The following is a 13,965-nucleotide window of genomic DNA, read 5'->3' on the forward strand; positions in this document are numbered from 1 at the left end:
AACCATCAGGAGAACATATGTTTGGAACCCAACAACGCGGCGTCAATGCCTATGCCAAGGTCGGCCTGGAAACGGGTATCGTTTCGGCCTCGCCGCACAAGCTGATCGTGATGCTGTACGACGGCGCCCTGGTGGCTGTGCTCAGCGCGCAGATGCACATGAAATCGGGCAATGTGCCGGAAAAAGGCAAGTCCATCTCGAAAGCCATCCAGATCATCGACAATGGCTTGCGCGCCAGCCTGGACAAGGAAGCGGGCGGCCAGATCGCCGAAGGCCTCGACGCCCTGTATGAGTACATGAGCGCGCGCCTGCTGACGGCCAATCTGAACAACGATATTACCCTGCTGGAAGAAGTGCAGCGCCTGCTGACCGACCTGCGCGAAACCTGGAACGCCATCGGCGCCACCCCCGCCGCCATTCCCGGTGCCGATTTGAAACGTATGCCCAGCCTTGCGAGCGCCTGACCCATGATGACGAATCAAGAAGTCCTGACCACCTACGAAGCCATGCAGACCCTGACGGGCCAGATGGTAACCGCCGCCACCAACGCCGACTGGGACGAGCTCGAAGCGCTGGAACAGCGCATCAGCGCGCATGTAGCCACGCTGAAGGCGAATGAAGAAAAAGTCGTGCTGGAAAGTGCTGGCCGCCAGCGCAAGGTTGCCCTGATCAAGCAGATCCTGGAAGACGACCGCAAGATCCGCGACCTGACCATGCCATGGATGGCACAATTGTCCAAGCTGATCAACAGCACCGGCACTGAACGGCGCCTGGCCAACGCCTACGGCGCGTAAGCGCACACGGGGGCGCCATGTTGCCGAAGATGGATGCGATCGGCATGACGCCCTTGACCCCGGTCAAGGCCACGCGGGTGGCCGATGCCGTCGCCGACCCGCGCCAGGCCGAGTTCCAGCGCTCGCTGCAGGGACTCATCGGCAAATCCATGCAGGGACAAGTACTGGCCCGCATGGGCGACGGCAGCTTCCTCGTGCGCGTGGCCGGCACTCCGGCCCGCATGCAGCTGCCCGCCGGCGCCCAGCCGGGTACGGAAATCCCCCTGACCTTGATCGGCATCAATCCCCGCCCCTCTTTTCAGATCGGCAATAACCGCGACCAGCCCGCCAGCGCCCTGCTGACGTATGCGGACGCGGACGCAGAACCGGACGCGGCCGAAACGCGTGGTCCCCAGGCCGGCGCCGCCCAGGCGGGCACGCGCGCCAGCAGCACGGCCGCCACCCTGCTCAGCCGTGCCCCCCTGATGCCAGCCAATCTGCTGCCCGCCCTCGCAGGCGACACGCCTGCGCCCGAGCTGAGCACCACCGCGCGCGCCATCAGCAGCGTGCTCAGCCAGGCCGAAAGCGTGCCCGGCGCGCCCCTGTCGCTGGTCGGCAAGACGCCGCTGATGGCCACGCCGGGCGCCGCTCCGGCCCAGGTAGCCCAGAACCTGCGCGACGCCGTCGGCAGCAGCGGCCTGTTCTATGAATCGCATGTGGCGGAATGGGCCGAAGGCAAGCGGCCGCTGGCGTCGCTGCTGCTGGAGCCGCAAATGCAGAAGGCGGCACAGGGCGACATGGCCAAAACGGGTACCGACCTGGCCTCGGCGCAACTGATCAATTTACAGCTGCATACGCACGAACAGGCGCGCGTGCAGTGGCAGGGCGAAGCCTGGCCCGGCCAGAAGATGCAGTGGGATATCAGCAAGGATGCGCCGGAAGGACAGCAGCACGATGGCCGCGATGGCGACGAGGAAGCGACGGCCTGGCGCAGCAATGTGCGCTTCCAGTTTCCCCTGCTGGGCGATCTGGCCGCGCACGTGGTCTTGCAGGGCGGCCGCGTGGCCATCCAGCTGCAAGCGGGCAACGAAGGCAGCGCCGACACCTTGCGCCAGCATGCGGCGCGGCTGGAAGCGTCGCTCGACGCGGCGGGATGGCCATTGTCGTCGCTGACGATCGCCGGCAAACCGGACGCTGCCGAGCCAGCGGAAGCAGATGATGCTTGACGACACCAGGCGCAAGGTGCCGCAGACGGCCGTCGCGCTGGCCTACCAGAGCGGCACGCCAGCGCCCAAGGTGGTGGCCAAGGGCAGCGGCCTGATCGCGGACCAGATCATCAGCACGGCGCGCGAACACGGCGTCTTCGTGCATGAATCGAAGGAATTGGTGGCGCTGTTGATGGATGTCGACCTGGACCGCCAGATTCCACCCGGCCTGTATCGGGCGATTGCGGAACTGCTGGCCTGGTTATATCATATTGAATCTGCGAATGGCGGGCCGATCCCGCCGCCGCCCGACACCAGCGTCAACCTCACCGATACATAGACAGGCATCAATGCAAGCACATATTATGGATTCCGGCCTCGAAAACTGGCATGATTTTGAAGTGGAATCGCGGCGGGAAATCATCGCCTTGCTGCGCAGCATCAGCGAAAAGAACCAGCTGATCCGCATGCTGATCCACGGTGAATCCGATGTGTGCGTCACCTCCATACTGGAAGTCGATGCCGAACGCGATACCGTCATCCTCGACCGTTCCGTGAACGCCGACCAGAACCGGCGCATGGTGGCCGCCACTGGCATCTCGTTTGAAACCTCGCTCGACAAGATCCGCATCCTGTTTGCCAGCGCCCTGGTGGAAGAGTGCACTTACGGCGGCACGCCCGCCTTGAAAATTGCCATTCCAGAAACGCTGATCCGCTTGCAGCGGCGCGAGTATTACCGCATGACGACGCCCGTGAGCAATCCCGTGCGCGTCGCGATTCCCCTGCCGCCCTCGCTGGGCGGCGCCGACACCCTGTTCCCGCTGGCCGACATCAGCTGCGGCGGCATCGCCATCCTCGACAATAAACTGATGCTGGGCGAAACCATCGGCAGGGACTATCCCGGTTGCCGCATCGACCTGCCCGACGTCGGCATCGTCACCGCGACTTTGCAAATTCGCAATTCGCTGGACATGACCCTGCTGAACAACAAGCTGAACCGCCGCCTGGGCTGCCAGTTCGTCGACCTGCCGCGCAGCATGCTGGCGCACGTGCAGCGTTATATCACGCGACTGGAGCGTGAACGTAATGCGCGCATGGCGGGGTTGGGCTAAGCGTCAGTTGACCCAGAACGCAAGGGCTGGGGTCGGACCCTGAGGGTCCGACCCCGGTCTTCGTTTTGGGTCATCAACAGTTAAACCTGCATATTCATGATTTCATGATATGCAGAAACTAGTTTATTGCGCACCTGCACCGTCGCCTGGAATTCGATGCTCGACTTTTGCATCGACACCATCACGTCCGACAGGCTGACCTTTTCATCGCCCATGGTAAAGCGCTGGCCCAGCGCCGACGAGGCCTTTTGCGCGCCGCTCACGGAGTCCAGCGCGCTCTTGAAGGCATCGGCAAAATTCACCTTCGCTGCCGGCACCTCGGTCTGGATCGCCGGTATTTTCGCCTCCGGCCGCGTGGCCGCCGACTTCAGTTGCGCGATCATCGCCTCGATCCTGCTGCTATCGATACCGCCTGTTTTCACTTTGCCTCCCGATTCTGGTCTGCTGCATAACTGTTCCTTGCCTGTTGCACCCAGAGAACAAAACCCTGGCTTGCCAGGCAACGACGGGTACAATAACTTCCGTCACATGTTGCCAGGGTTCCACAATACCAGCGCCCACGCCAGCCGCTCGGCCGAGCAGGCGGCAAAAGCGCCTTCTATTTGGACGATTGAAGCGCGTGACAGTGGCGGATAATTCTGCATATCGCCCCCTCCTCCTGAGGAAGCGGCCCCCACGCAGCACCGAATACCCGTCAAACCACACGCCCTGGAAGGCAATCATGGCTGTAGCCGAAGAAATCGATGTAAACCGCATACCGCCTGAACCGGCGCCTGCCCGCTCGCCCGTGGAATCCGTGCAAGCCTTCGCCAAGACGCCGATGGGCAAGAATTTCCTGCGCGGCCTGGGCGTGGCGGCACTGGTTGCCATCGGCGTGGCCCTGTACATGTGGAACCAGCCACCCGAATACAAAGTCCTGTTCTCCAATTACACGGACCGCGACGGCGGCGCCATCACCGCGTCGCTGGACCAGCTGGGCATCAAGCACAAGTTTTCCGAAGGCGGCGGCGCCATTCTCGTGCCATCCGAACAAGTCCACGATGCGCGCCTGAAACTGGCCGCGCAAGGCTTGCCGAAAGGCGGCAACGTGGGCTTCGAGCTGATGGAGAACCAGAAGCTGGGCGTGTCGCAATTCCTGGAACAGGTCAATTTCCAGCGCGCGCTGGAAGGCGAACTGGCGAAATCGATCGAATCGGTGTCCGCCGTCGACACGGCGCGCGTCCACCTGGCCCTGCCCAAACCGTCCGTCTTCGTGCGCGAACAGCAAAAACCCACGGCTTCCGTGCTGCTGAACCTGCACCCGGGCCGCGGCCTCGACCAGCTGCAGGTGAGCGCCATCGTGCACCTGGTGGCGTCCAGCGTGCCGGAATTGCTGCCGATCAATGTCACCGTGGTCGACCAGGCCGGCACCTTGCTGTCGAACCAGGAAAAGGACAAGGACCGCGCCAACGGCATCAAGAGCCTGGACCCGAACCAACTGAAGTACGTACAGCAGTTGCAGCAAAGCGTGATCAAGCAAGTCGAATCGATCTTGCTGCCCATCGTCGGCGAAGGCAATGTGCGCGCCGAAGCGACGGCCGACGTGGATTTCTCGCAAAGCGAACAGGCCGCCGAAACCTACAAGCCGAATTCGCCACCGGAAGCGTCCACCATCCGCAGCCAGCAAACGAGCGAATCGACGGGCGCCGGCAATGCCAACCCGTCCGGCGTGCCGGGCGCGCTGTCGAACCAGCCGCCAGGCGTGGCAACGGCGCCACTGACGGCCGAGGCACCAGGCGCCCCGGGCGGCGCACCGACGGCGCCGACACAGAAGGAATCGACGACGAATTATGAAGTTGATAAGACCGTGCGCTACGAACAGAAATCCATGGGCGGCCTGCGCCGCCTGTCGGTCGCCGTCGTCGTCAATTACCGCCGCACCTTCGACAAGGATGGCAAGGTCACGGTCAAGCCGATTTCCCCAGCCGAAATGGTCCAGATCAATAATCTGGTGAAGGAAGCGATGGGCTACAACAAGGAACGCGGCGACAGTTTCAGCGTGGCCAACTCGCCCTTCGACGGCATCGACCGCGCGCCGGAAGGCAAGCTGGAGTGGTGGCGCGACCCGGCCAACTTGCCGCTGGCCAAGGAACTGGCGAAATTCCTCATCACGGCCCTGATTCTGCTGTATATCTTCATCAAGATCGTGCGTCCGATGCTGCGCCCCGTGATGCGCAAGATCGACGATTTCGGCGCGCCGCCGCCCGTCATCGAGCCGGAACTGGCCAAGGACGGCGAAGAAAACGAAGTCCTGCTCAGCGAAGCGGAGCTGGAAGAACTGGAAGAAGATACGGCCCGCGGTTATCGCGAAAACCTGGCGATGGCCAGGAAGCTGGCGCAGGAAGACCCGCGCGTGGTGGCCAACGTAATCAAAGCATGGATAGGCAATAATGACTGAGACAACGGGACTGCAAAAAGCATCGATCCTGATGCTGGCACTGGGCGAGAGCGAAGCGGCCGAGGTCATGAAATTCCTCGGCCCGCGCGAAGTGCTGAAACTGGGCGCCGCCATGGCCACCATGAAGGGCATCGCGCACGAGCAGGTGGTCGAGGTGCTCGACGACTTCCGCGCGCAGACGGAACTCAATTCCACCGTCGGCCTCGATTCGGACGAATACATCCGCCAAGTCCTCACCAAGGCGCTGGGCGACGACAAGGCGTCCGTGCTGCTGTCGCGCATCCTGGGCGGCAAGGATGCGTCCGGCATCGAATCGCTGAAGTGGATGGATTCGCAATCCGTGTCCGAGCTGATCCGCAACGAACACCCGCAGATCATCGCCACCATCCTCGTCCACCTGGAACGCGACCAGGCTTGCGAAATCCTCGGCCACTTCACGGACCGCCTGCGCAACGACGTGGTCTTGCGCATCGCCACCCTGGACGGTGTACAGCCGGCCGCCTTGCGCGAACTCAACGACGTGCTGACGAAACTGCTGTCCGGTAACGAAAACATCAAGAAATCGTCGCTGGGCGGCGTGCGCGCGGCGGCCGAGATCCTGAACTTCATGAGCGGCGAGCAGGAAGGCTCCGTCATGGACAATATCAAGAATTACGACAACGACATGGCGCAAAAGATCATGGACGAAATGTTCGTGTTCGACAACGTGATCGATATCGACGACCGCGGCATCCAGCTGCTGCTGCGCGAAGTGCAGTCGGAAATGCTGATCATCGCCCTGAAAGGCGCCTCGCAAGAGCTGCGCGACAAGATCTTCAAGAACATGTCGCAGCGCGCCGGCGAGATGATGCGCGAAGACCTGGAGTCGAAAGGCCCCGTGCGCCTGTCGGAAGTGGAATCGCAGCAGAAACAGATCCTGCAGATCGTGCGCCGCCTGGCGGACGAGGGGCAGATAGTCTTAGGCGGAAAAGGCGAGGATTCGTTTGTCTAATTTGATTCCCAAAGAGCAGCAAACCGCCTACCAGCGCTGGGAAATGACCTCGTTTGGCGACGAGCGTCCCAGCGTGGTGGCGGCGCGCAAGCTGCTCGAACCGGACCCCGAGCCCGAGTTCGACCCATTTGCCGAGCTGCACGAGGAAGAACCGGCTCCGCCGCTCGAATATCCGACGCAGGAAGAACTCGACGCCATCCGCGAGGAGGCGCGCGCCACGGCCTTCGACGAAGGCCGCGCGGCCGGCTATGCGGAAGGCCATGCGGCCGGACATGCCGATGGGCACGCGCAATCGTATGCGGAAGGCAAGGCGGCTTCCGCCATCGAGCTGGCGCATCTGCAAACCATCGCCGTCGACTTCGGCACGGCCGTGCACCAGGCCGACGAACTGATCGCCAATGACGTGATGGAACTGGCCCTGCAGCTGGCCAAGGGCATGCTGAAGACGGCCTTGCCCGTGCGTCCCGAACTGATGCTGCCCGTGGTGCGCGAAGCCATCGAATACTTGCCTGTGCTACAACAACCTGCCTTGCTGATGCTCAACCCGGAAGACGCGCAAGTCGTGCGCGACGGCATCGGAGACGAACTCGACAAGGGTGGCTGGCGCGTCATCGAAGACCCCAGCGTGGAACGCGGCGGTTGCAAGATCGACACGGCCAGCAACCAGATCGACGCACAGACGTCCACCCGCTGGCACCGCCTGACGCATGCGCTGGGCAAAGACCTGGACTGGCTGGCGCCGTGAGCGAGCCCGTCAAAGGCCCCACCGCCCATGCGGCGCGCTGGCGCGCCTACCTGAGCGACTGTTCGGCCGTGGTCGGTTTTGTCGAACCGATGCAGATTTCAGGCCGGGTCACGCGCGTGGCCGGCCTGGTGATGGAAGCCGTGGGCCTGCGCCTGGCCGTCGGCGCCGCCTGCACCGTACCGCTGCCGAATGGCGGCCGGGTCGAGGCGGAAGTGGTGGGTTTTGAAGGCGAACGCCTGTTCTTGATGCCGCAAAGCGACGTCGAAGGCATCGTGCCCGGCACGCGCGTGTTTTCCGTCGAACCGGCCATTCCCCGCCCCGGCAGCGTGGCGCACCCGCGCCGCCGTCCCAGCGACCGCGCGCGCCACCTGCCCGTGGGTCCGCAACTGCTGGGCCGCGTGCTCGATGGCGCGGGCCGTCCGCTCGACCAGCTGGGTCCGCTGCACACGACCGACAGCGCCCCCATCAACGTGCGCCCCGCCAATCCCCTGGGCCGCGCGCCCATCGTCGACACGCTCGACGTGGGCGTGCGCTCGATCAATGCCATGCTGACCGTGGGCCGTGGCCAGCGCATGGGCCTGTTTGCCGGTTCCGGCGTGGGCAAGAGCGTGCTGCTGGGCATGATGGCCCGCTACACGGAGGCGGACGTGATCGTCGTCGGCCTGATCGGCGAACGGGGACGCGAAGTCAAGGAATTCATCGAGCAGATTCTCGGCGCCGAAGGCCTGGCCCGCTCCGTCGTCGTGGCCGCGCCGGCCGACACGCCACCGCTGATGCGCCTGCAAGGTGCCGCGTATGCGACGGCGATTGCCGAGTATTTCCGCGATCAGGGGCAAAACGTGCTGTTGATCATGGATTCGCTGACCCGCTACGCCATGGCGCAGCGCGAAATCGCCCTGGCCATCGGCGAGCCGCCTGCCACCAAGGGCTATCCGCCGTCCGTCTTCGCCAAGCTGCCCGTGCTGGTGGAGCGGGCCGGCAATGGCGAGGAAGGCGGCGGCTCGATCACGGCCTTCTACACCGTGCTGACCGAGGGCGACGACCAGCAGGACCCGATCGCCGACTCGGCGCGCGCGATTCTCGATGGCCACATCGTGCTGAACCGCCGCCTGGCCGAAGCGGGACACTATCCGGCCATCGACATCGAACAATCGATTTCGCGTGCGGCCCATTCGATCACCACGCACGAGCACCAGCAGCAGGCGCGCAAGCTGAAACAGCTGTATTCGCGCTATGAACGCAGCCGCGACCTGATCAGCGTAGGCGCCTACAGCGCCGGCACCGATCCCGTGCTGGACCAGGCCATCGCCCTGCATGAAAAGATTGAAGCGTTTTTACAACAGCAAATCACGGAGCGGGTCAGCATGGACGAGAGCTTGGGGCAACTTACCGCTCTATTCGAGTGATTAGGGCTTGCATAGCGGGAATATAATCAGTCATGGCTTCTCCTTCCCAACTTGCAACCCTGATCGACCTTGCCCAGCGCGAAACGGACGACTGTGCCAAGCGCCTGGGCGCGGCCCTGAAAGCGCTCGACGATTGCCGCGAAAAGCTCGACATGCTGTCCGGCTACCGCGACGACTATGCCAAGCGCTTCGAGGCCAGCATGAGCAGCGGGATCACGCCCATGGCTTACCGCAACTTCCAGGCCTTCATGGTCAAGCTCGACAGCGCCATCCTGGGCCAGCAGCAAGTGGTCGAGCATGCGCAGGCGCGCAGCGACAATGAAAAGATGCGCTGGCAGCTGGCCGAACGCAAGCGCATGTCGTACACCACCCTGAACAACCGGGCGCAGGAACAGGCGCTGAAGCTGGAAAACAAGCGCGACCAGAAAGCAATGGATGAGCACGCGGCGCGACAAGCCTATTACAAACGCTAAGCAACACTGAGGCAGCATCATGCAAACCCAGCCAACCCCGATTTCCCAGATAGTCTCGCCGAATGCCACGCCGGGCGCCGCCAACCGCAGCCAGCCAGCCACCAGCGGCACGGCGGGCGACTTCCAGCGCACCCTGAACCGCCAGATCGAGCAACGCCAGGCCAGCCGCAATATGGCGCAGGCGCAAGTACAAGCACCTGCGCCGACGGCCCGCCCTGCTGCCACGCCAGCACCCGCCCAGGCGCCAGCGACCGAAGCGAAGCCGGCGCAGGCAGACACCGAACAGGCGGCCAGCAGCGAACAGCCGCCAGCGCCATCGAGCGAGGCGGCGACACCCGACAGCGCCACGGCCGAGGCCAGCGTGCCTGCCGCCCCCGCCGTAACAGTCACGCCGCCAGCCGATCCGGCCGCCGAGATGCTGGCCCTGGTGGGCAGCATCCAGCTGGCCATCCAACCGCCAGCGGCCAAGGCCGCGCCGGAACTGCCGGCCCGCGCCAGCGTCAAGGCCGAGGGCAAGAACCTGGCAACAGGGCCCTTGCTGGCAGCCGGCCAGGGCAGCGGCAAGGCCGCCGCCACCGTCATCGCGCAAGCCGACAGCGGCGACTTTGCCGACAGCCTGCTCCAGGCCCAGGGAAAGACAGCCGCCACGCCAGGCGCCAGCGTGCCGGCCGGCAAGGCCGAACCTGGCAAGCTGGCCATCGATGCACAACTGGCAGCCACCGCCAAGGCTGGCGCCGCCATGGCCGAGCCGATCCTCAAGGAAACACCTGCCGACCTGAGCCGCCTCGCGGCCCAGTTGCAGCCGGGCGCGCTGCAGCAGGCCGCGGCCGCTGTGGCCGTGCCGAGCGACAAGCTGGCGGGCCGGGTCGGCACGCCGGCCTGGGACCAGCAACTGGGACAGAAAGTCGTGTGGATGGCAGCCGGCGGCGACCAGAGCGCCACGCTGACCCTGAATCCGCCCGACCTGGGCCCCGTGCAAGTGGTACTGACGGTCACCAATGACCAGGCCGATGCCGCCTTCATGTCGGCCCAGCCGGAAGTGCGCCAGGCGCTCGAAGCGGCCATGCCGCGCTTGCGCGAAATGATGAGCGAAGCGGGTATCGCCTTTGGCAGCGCCACGGTCTCGGCCGGCACGCCGGAACAGCAGGACCAGGGTAACCGGGAAGCATCTGGCGGACGCCGCGGCAATGGCCAGGGTGGCGGCGTCTCCGGTGGCGAGATCGCCATCGCACCGGCCACTGGCACACGCAGCCGGCCCAGCCTGAGTGCCGTGGATACCTTTGCCTGAGGATAATTCGTCGTCCTCGGGCCACAGGCGTGCCCCACAGCGTAACTTTTCGTCTAAAAACAGCGAGTTGAGGGCGCTTCCGCCCTCTTTTCACTGCATCCTTCTGCGCAGAATTTGCCGATAATGACATAATGGCGTCGTGATCCACTTCCATGCACTCGAGTACCATTGAAAGCAAATCCAAAAATGAAAGCAGATCCGAAAGCAGATGCAGGCCTGGCTCCCGCCGGCGCCTCGAAAAAGAAGCTTCTGATCATCGTGCTGGCCTCGGTGCTGGTGGCTGGCGGTATCGGTGGCGGTGCCGCCTGGTACTTCCTGCATGGCAAGGCCGATAAAGAAGAATCGGCGCCCAGCAAGAAAAAACATGCCGCGTCCAAGGCAGGTCCGCCCGTCTTCGTGCCCGTCGATGCCTTCACCGTCAATTTGCAGCCGGAAAATGGCGAACAATACCTGCAGATCGCGTTTACCCTGCAGGTGAGCAGTCCGGAAGAAATGGATTCCATCAAGCTGAACATGCCGAAGGTGCGCAGCCGTTTATTGCTGCTGCTGTCCGGCAAGAAGGCATCCGAACTCAATACCGTGGAAGGCAAGCAGCAGCTGGCGGCCGAAATCATCAATCAGGTGAACCAGCCGTTCGAGGACAAAGGGCCGGAGCAGGACGTGACGGACGTATTATTTACCGCATTCATCATTCAATAAGCAGCCATGGCCGATAATTTCCTCTCCCAGGAAGAAGTCGATGCCCTTCTGAAGGGCGTCAACGGAGACCAGGACGACGCGCAGGCGCCGGAAGATGTCACGGGAGTTCGTACCTACAACCTGGCAACCCAGGAGCGCATCGTGCGCGGCCGGATGCCAACGTTGGAAATTATCAACGAGCGTTTCGCCCGGCTGCTGCGCGTGGGCCTGTTCAACTTCCTGCGCCGCAGCGCCGAAGTGTCGGTCGGTTCCGTGCGCGTCTCGAAATACAGCGAGTTCATCCGTAATCTGGTGGTGCCGACCAATCTGAATTTGGTGCACATGAAGCCGCTGCGCGGCACGGCCCTGATGGTCTTCGATCCGGGCCTGGTCTTCCTGCTGGTCGACAACCTGTTCGGCGGCGACGGACGTTTCCATACGCGCGTCGAAGGGCGCGACTTTACGCAGACGGAACAGCGCATCATCCTGCGCATCCTCGACATCGTCTTCGAGGCGTACACCAAGTCGTGGGAACCGGTCTTCCCCGTCGAGTTTGAATATATCCGTTCAGAAATGAACACGCAGTTCGCCAACATCGCCACGCCGAACGAGGTGGTGGTGGCGTCCACGTTTACGGTGGAATTGGGCTCCGTTTCCGGACAAATCCACTTCTGCATGCCGTATTCGATGATCGAGCCGATCCGCGATTCGCTGACCTCGAGCCTGCAGGGCGAGGCGCTGGAAGTGGACAAGCGCTGGATCCGCCTGATGACGCAGCAGATCCAGATCGCCGAAGTCGAGCTGGTGGCCTCGCTGGGCACGGCGCGCGTGTCGTTCGATGAAATCCTGAACATGAAGGTGGGCGACATCATCCCCCTGAATATTCCCGAACTGATCGCCGCCACCGTCGACGGCGTGCCCGTGATGGATTGCACCTACGGCGTGTTGAACGGACAATATGCATTGAAGGTGGAGAAACTCCTCGCCAATGCCGATAACATGAATAACCACTAAATAAAATACCCGGGCCGCTGCGGTCCGTATCTGTACAACAGGAGAAACACATGTCTGACAACCAAGACGACCAAAGCGCGGAAGACGATTGGGGCGCGGCCATTGCCGAGCAGGCCAAGGCGGAAGCCGAAGCGCTGCAGAACCAGGCCGCCAATACGGCCAGCGCGGCCAGCGCCGCCGTGTTCAAGGACTTTTCCAAGCAGGCATCAAAGTCGGAAACGCACAACGATATCGATTTCATCCTCGATATCCCCGTGCAACTGACGGTCGAACTGGGCCGCACCAAGATCGCCATCAAGAACCTGCTGCAGCTGGCACAGGGTTCCGTGGTCGAGCTCGACGGCCTGGCCGGCGAACCGATGGACGTGCTGGTGAACGGCTGCCTGATCGCCCAGGGCGAAGTGGTGGTGGTGAATGACAAGTTCGGCATCCGCCTGACCGACATCATCACGCCTTCCGAACGCATCCGAAAACTCAATAAATGAAGCCTGGCCTGTTGATTTCCACCGTGCTGCCGCTCCTGGCGGCATGCAGCATTGCCCAAGCTGAACCGGCAGCGGCCTCGGCACCGGCGGCCAGCACCGCCAGCGCTTCCGTGGCGGTGGCAAGCGAGACGCCGCCAGCCGCGACGGTGCCGGCCGCCACAGCGGTGCCGGCCTCCGCGCCTGCCTCCGCCCTGCCCGCCATGCCGCCCGGCGCGCCGATGACGATGGCGCCGACCAGCTCGGCCGGCAGTCTGCTGCAAACCATCCTGGCGCTGATGTTCGTGCTGGCCCTCCTGATCGGCCTGGCCTGGTTCATGAAGCGCTATGGCCCCAAGGTCATGGGCGGCAACAACAAGATGCGCGTCGTCAGTTCGCTCAACCTGGGCGGACGCGAACGCATCGTCCTCGTCGAAGTGGCCGACCAGTGGATCGTCGTCGGCGCCTCGCCCGGCAGGATCAACGCGCTGGCCACCATGCCGCGCCAGGAAGGCGATCTGCCGCAACTGGCCACGGCGCAAAACGGCCCCGCGGCCGCCAATTTTTCCGAGTGGCTGAAACAGACCATCGAAAAACGCAATGGGAAATAAGCAGCAGATGGCGTGGTCCACCTTGAAGACTCCCCTGACCTGGCTGCTGGCGGCAGCCGCCCTGGCCTTGCCGCTATGGGCCATGGCCCAGCCAGGCATCCCGGCCTTCAACAGCACGCCGGCGCCGGGCGGCGGCCAGAATTACTCGCTGCCGGTGCAGACGCTCATCCTGATGACGTCGCTCACCTTCCTGCCGGCGGCCTTGCTGATGATGACCTGCTTTACGCGCATCATCATCGTGCTGTCCCTGCTGCGCCAGGCCATCGGCACGCAATCGGCGCCGCCGAACCAGGTGCTGGTGGGCCTGGCCCTGTTTTTGACCCTGTTCGTCATGGGCCCCGTGTTCGACAAGATTTATACGGATGCGTACCAGCCCTATCAGGAAAACAAGATCACCATGCAGCAGGCGATGGACAAGGGCGTCGATCCCCTGAAAACCTTCATGCTCAAGCAGACGCGCCAGGCCGACCTGGCCCTGTACGCCAAGATGTCCCGCTCGCCGGCCCTGCAAGGTCCGGAAGACGTGCCGCTGCGCATCCTCGTGCCGGCCTTCGTCACCAGCGAACTGAAGACGGCGTTCCAGATCGGCTTTGCCATCTTCATCCCGTTCCTGATCATCGACATGGTGGTCGCCAGCGTGCTGATGTCGATGGGTATGATGATGATGTCGCCGGCCACGATCTCGTTGCCGTTCAAGCTGATGCTGTTCGTGCTGGTCGATGGCTGGCAGTTGCTGCTGGGCTCGCTGTCACAGAGTTTTTACTAGGGGAA

The 13,965-nt window shown here is 63.4% G+C and carries 17 protein-coding genes; 16 read left to right on the forward strand and 1 reads right to left on the reverse strand.

What is annotated here, in order from left to right; translation table 11 throughout:
* Positions 1 to 17: 17 nt before the first annotated feature.
* The 5 genes from fliS to U0004_RS23625 are packed head-to-tail and all read left to right on the forward strand — an operon-like array spanning position 18 to position 3,090.
* A complete protein-coding gene (gene fliS, locus U0004_RS23605; protein WP_070259350.1) occupies positions 18 to 464 on the forward strand; it encodes a flagellar export chaperone FliS in 447 nt (148 codons plus the stop codon).
* 3 nt (positions 465 to 467) lie between these two features.
* Positions 468 to 794, forward strand: a complete 327-nt coding sequence (locus tag U0004_RS23610; protein ID WP_070259351.1) for a flagellar protein FliT — start codon at positions 468 to 470, stop codon at positions 792 to 794.
* A 17-nt stretch (positions 795 to 811) separates the two neighbouring features.
* The gene (gene fliK / locus U0004_RS23615) at positions 812 to 1,999 is read left to right on the forward strand and encodes a flagellar hook-length control protein FliK (RefSeq protein WP_070259353.1); all 1,188 of its coding nucleotides are present in this window, start codon (positions 812 to 814) and stop codon (positions 1,997 to 1,999) included.
* Positions 1,992 to 2,318 (forward strand): EscU/YscU/HrcU family type III secretion system export apparatus switch protein, encoded by a 327-nt coding sequence (locus U0004_RS23620; RefSeq protein ID WP_034787205.1) that lies wholly within the window; start codon positions 1,992 to 1,994, stop codon positions 2,316 to 2,318. Before fliK ends, U0004_RS23620 begins: the two co-directional genes overlap by 8 nt.
* 25 nt (positions 2,319 to 2,343) lie before the next feature.
* Positions 2,344 to 3,090, forward strand: a complete 747-nt coding sequence (locus U0004_RS23625; protein WP_081345845.1) for a flagellar brake protein — start codon at positions 2,344 to 2,346, stop codon at positions 3,088 to 3,090.
* 80 nt (positions 3,091 to 3,170) lie between these two features.
* On the opposite strand, the gene fliE is transcribed toward U0004_RS23625, so the two are convergent.
* Positions 3,171 to 3,473: a flagellar hook-basal body complex protein FliE gene (gene fliE, locus U0004_RS23630; protein ID WP_230522196.1), complete on the reverse strand. Its 303-nt coding sequence runs from the start codon at positions 3,471 to 3,473 to the stop codon at positions 3,171 to 3,173.
* Between the two features lie 338 nt (positions 3,474 to 3,811).
* Between fliE and fliF the strand changes: the two genes are divergently transcribed.
* From fliF to fliP, 11 genes are all read left to right on the forward strand, one after another.
* Positions 3,812 to 5,527: a flagellar basal-body MS-ring/collar protein FliF gene (fliF, locus tag U0004_RS23635; RefSeq protein ID WP_070259359.1), complete on the forward strand. Its 1,716-nt coding sequence runs from the start codon at positions 3,812 to 3,814 to the stop codon at positions 5,525 to 5,527.
* On the forward strand, positions 5,520 to 6,518 hold the full coding sequence (gene fliG, locus U0004_RS23640; protein WP_034787109.1) for a flagellar motor switch protein FliG: 999 nt from the start codon (positions 5,520 to 5,522) through the stop codon (positions 6,516 to 6,518). The genes fliF and fliG overlap by 8 nt, the downstream gene beginning before the upstream one ends.
* Before the next feature lie 43 nt (positions 6,519 to 6,561).
* Positions 6,562 to 7,263, forward strand: coding sequence for a flagellar assembly protein FliH (locus U0004_RS23645; RefSeq protein WP_052140559.1), 702 nt, complete (start codon positions 6,562 to 6,564; stop codon positions 7,261 to 7,263).
* Positions 7,264 to 7,352: 89 nt separating this feature from the next.
* Complete coding sequence (fliI, locus tag U0004_RS23650) at positions 7,353 to 8,669, forward strand: flagellar protein export ATPase FliI (protein WP_225317475.1); 1,317 nt, start codon at positions 7,353 to 7,355, stop codon at positions 8,667 to 8,669.
* Positions 8,670 to 8,701: 32 nt separating this feature from the next.
* On the forward strand, positions 8,702 to 9,142 hold the full coding sequence (gene fliJ / locus U0004_RS23655; protein WP_070259362.1) for a flagellar export protein FliJ: 441 nt from the start codon (positions 8,702 to 8,704) through the stop codon (positions 9,140 to 9,142).
* A 19-nt stretch (positions 9,143 to 9,161) separates the two neighbouring features.
* Complete coding sequence (locus U0004_RS23660; RefSeq protein WP_070259364.1) at positions 9,162 to 10,430, forward strand: flagellar hook-length control protein FliK; 1,269 nt, start codon at positions 9,162 to 9,164, stop codon at positions 10,428 to 10,430.
* 186 nt (positions 10,431 to 10,616) lie between these two features.
* Positions 10,617 to 11,129: a flagellar basal body-associated protein FliL gene (gene fliL, locus U0004_RS23665; RefSeq protein ID WP_070259366.1), complete on the forward strand. Its 513-nt coding sequence runs from the start codon at positions 10,617 to 10,619 to the stop codon at positions 11,127 to 11,129.
* 6 nt (positions 11,130 to 11,135) lie between these two features.
* Complete coding sequence (gene fliM / locus U0004_RS23670) at positions 11,136 to 12,122, forward strand: flagellar motor switch protein FliM (RefSeq protein WP_034754035.1); 987 nt, start codon at positions 11,136 to 11,138, stop codon at positions 12,120 to 12,122.
* A 50-nt stretch (positions 12,123 to 12,172) separates the two neighbouring features.
* Positions 12,173 to 12,607, forward strand: a complete 435-nt coding sequence (gene fliN, locus U0004_RS23675; RefSeq protein ID WP_034754038.1) for a flagellar motor switch protein FliN — start codon at positions 12,173 to 12,175, stop codon at positions 12,605 to 12,607.
* On the forward strand, positions 12,604 to 13,194 hold the full coding sequence (fliO, locus tag U0004_RS23680; RefSeq protein WP_115057571.1) for a flagellar biosynthetic protein FliO: 591 nt from the start codon (positions 12,604 to 12,606) through the stop codon (positions 13,192 to 13,194). Before fliN ends, fliO begins: the two co-directional genes overlap by 4 nt.
* Positions 13,195 to 13,201: 7 nt before the next feature.
* A complete protein-coding gene (fliP, locus tag U0004_RS23685) occupies positions 13,202 to 13,960 on the forward strand; it encodes a flagellar type III secretion system pore protein FliP (RefSeq protein ID WP_370452839.1) in 759 nt (252 codons plus the stop codon).
* Positions 13,961 to 13,965 lie beyond the last annotated feature (5 nt).

It is taken from the genome of Janthinobacterium lividum (assembly GCF_034424625.1).
Lineage (GTDB): Bacteria > Pseudomonadota > Gammaproteobacteria > Burkholderiales > Burkholderiaceae_D > Janthinobacterium > Janthinobacterium lividum.

Coding starts and splice junctions, on each gene's coding strand:
- fliF (WP_070259359.1), top strand. CDS start 3,812: ATGGCTGTAGCCGAAGAAATCGATGTAAACCGCATACCGCCTGAACCG.
- fliO (WP_115057571.1), top strand. CDS start 12,604: ATGAAGCCTGGCCTGTTGATTTCCACCGTGCTGCCGCTCCTGGCGGCA.
- fliJ (WP_070259362.1), top strand. CDS start 8,702: ATGGCTTCTCCTTCCCAACTTGCAACCCTGATCGACCTTGCCCAGCGC.
- fliE (WP_230522196.1), bottom strand. CDS start 3,473: ATGATCGCGCAACTGAAGTCGGCGGCCACGCGGCCGGAGGCGAAAATA.
- U0004_RS23645 (WP_052140559.1), top strand. CDS start 6,562: ATGACCTCGTTTGGCGACGAGCGTCCCAGCGTGGTGGCGGCGCGCAAG.
- fliG (WP_034787109.1), top strand. CDS start 5,520: ATGACTGAGACAACGGGACTGCAAAAAGCATCGATCCTGATGCTGGCA.
- U0004_RS23660 (WP_070259364.1), top strand. CDS start 9,162: ATGCAAACCCAGCCAACCCCGATTTCCCAGATAGTCTCGCCGAATGCC.
- U0004_RS23620 (WP_034787205.1), top strand. CDS start 1,992: ATGCTTGACGACACCAGGCGCAAGGTGCCGCAGACGGCCGTCGCGCTG.
- fliM (WP_034754035.1), top strand. CDS start 11,136: ATGGCCGATAATTTCCTCTCCCAGGAAGAAGTCGATGCCCTTCTGAAG.
- fliK (WP_070259353.1), top strand. CDS start 812: ATGTTGCCGAAGATGGATGCGATCGGCATGACGCCCTTGACCCCGGTC.
- fliL (WP_070259366.1), top strand. CDS start 10,617: ATGAAAGCAGATCCGAAAGCAGATGCAGGCCTGGCTCCCGCCGGCGCC.
- fliP (WP_370452839.1), top strand. CDS start 13,202: ATGGCGTGGTCCACCTTGAAGACTCCCCTGACCTGGCTGCTGGCGGCA.
- fliS (WP_070259350.1), top strand. CDS start 18: ATGTTTGGAACCCAACAACGCGGCGTCAATGCCTATGCCAAGGTCGGC.
- U0004_RS23610 (WP_070259351.1), top strand. CDS start 468: ATGATGACGAATCAAGAAGTCCTGACCACCTACGAAGCCATGCAGACC.
- fliI (WP_225317475.1), top strand. CDS start 7,353: ATGCAGATTTCAGGCCGGGTCACGCGCGTGGCCGGCCTGGTGATGGAA.
- fliN (WP_034754038.1), top strand. CDS start 12,173: ATGTCTGACAACCAAGACGACCAAAGCGCGGAAGACGATTGGGGCGCG.
- U0004_RS23625 (WP_081345845.1), top strand. CDS start 2,344: ATGGATTCCGGCCTCGAAAACTGGCATGATTTTGAAGTGGAATCGCGG.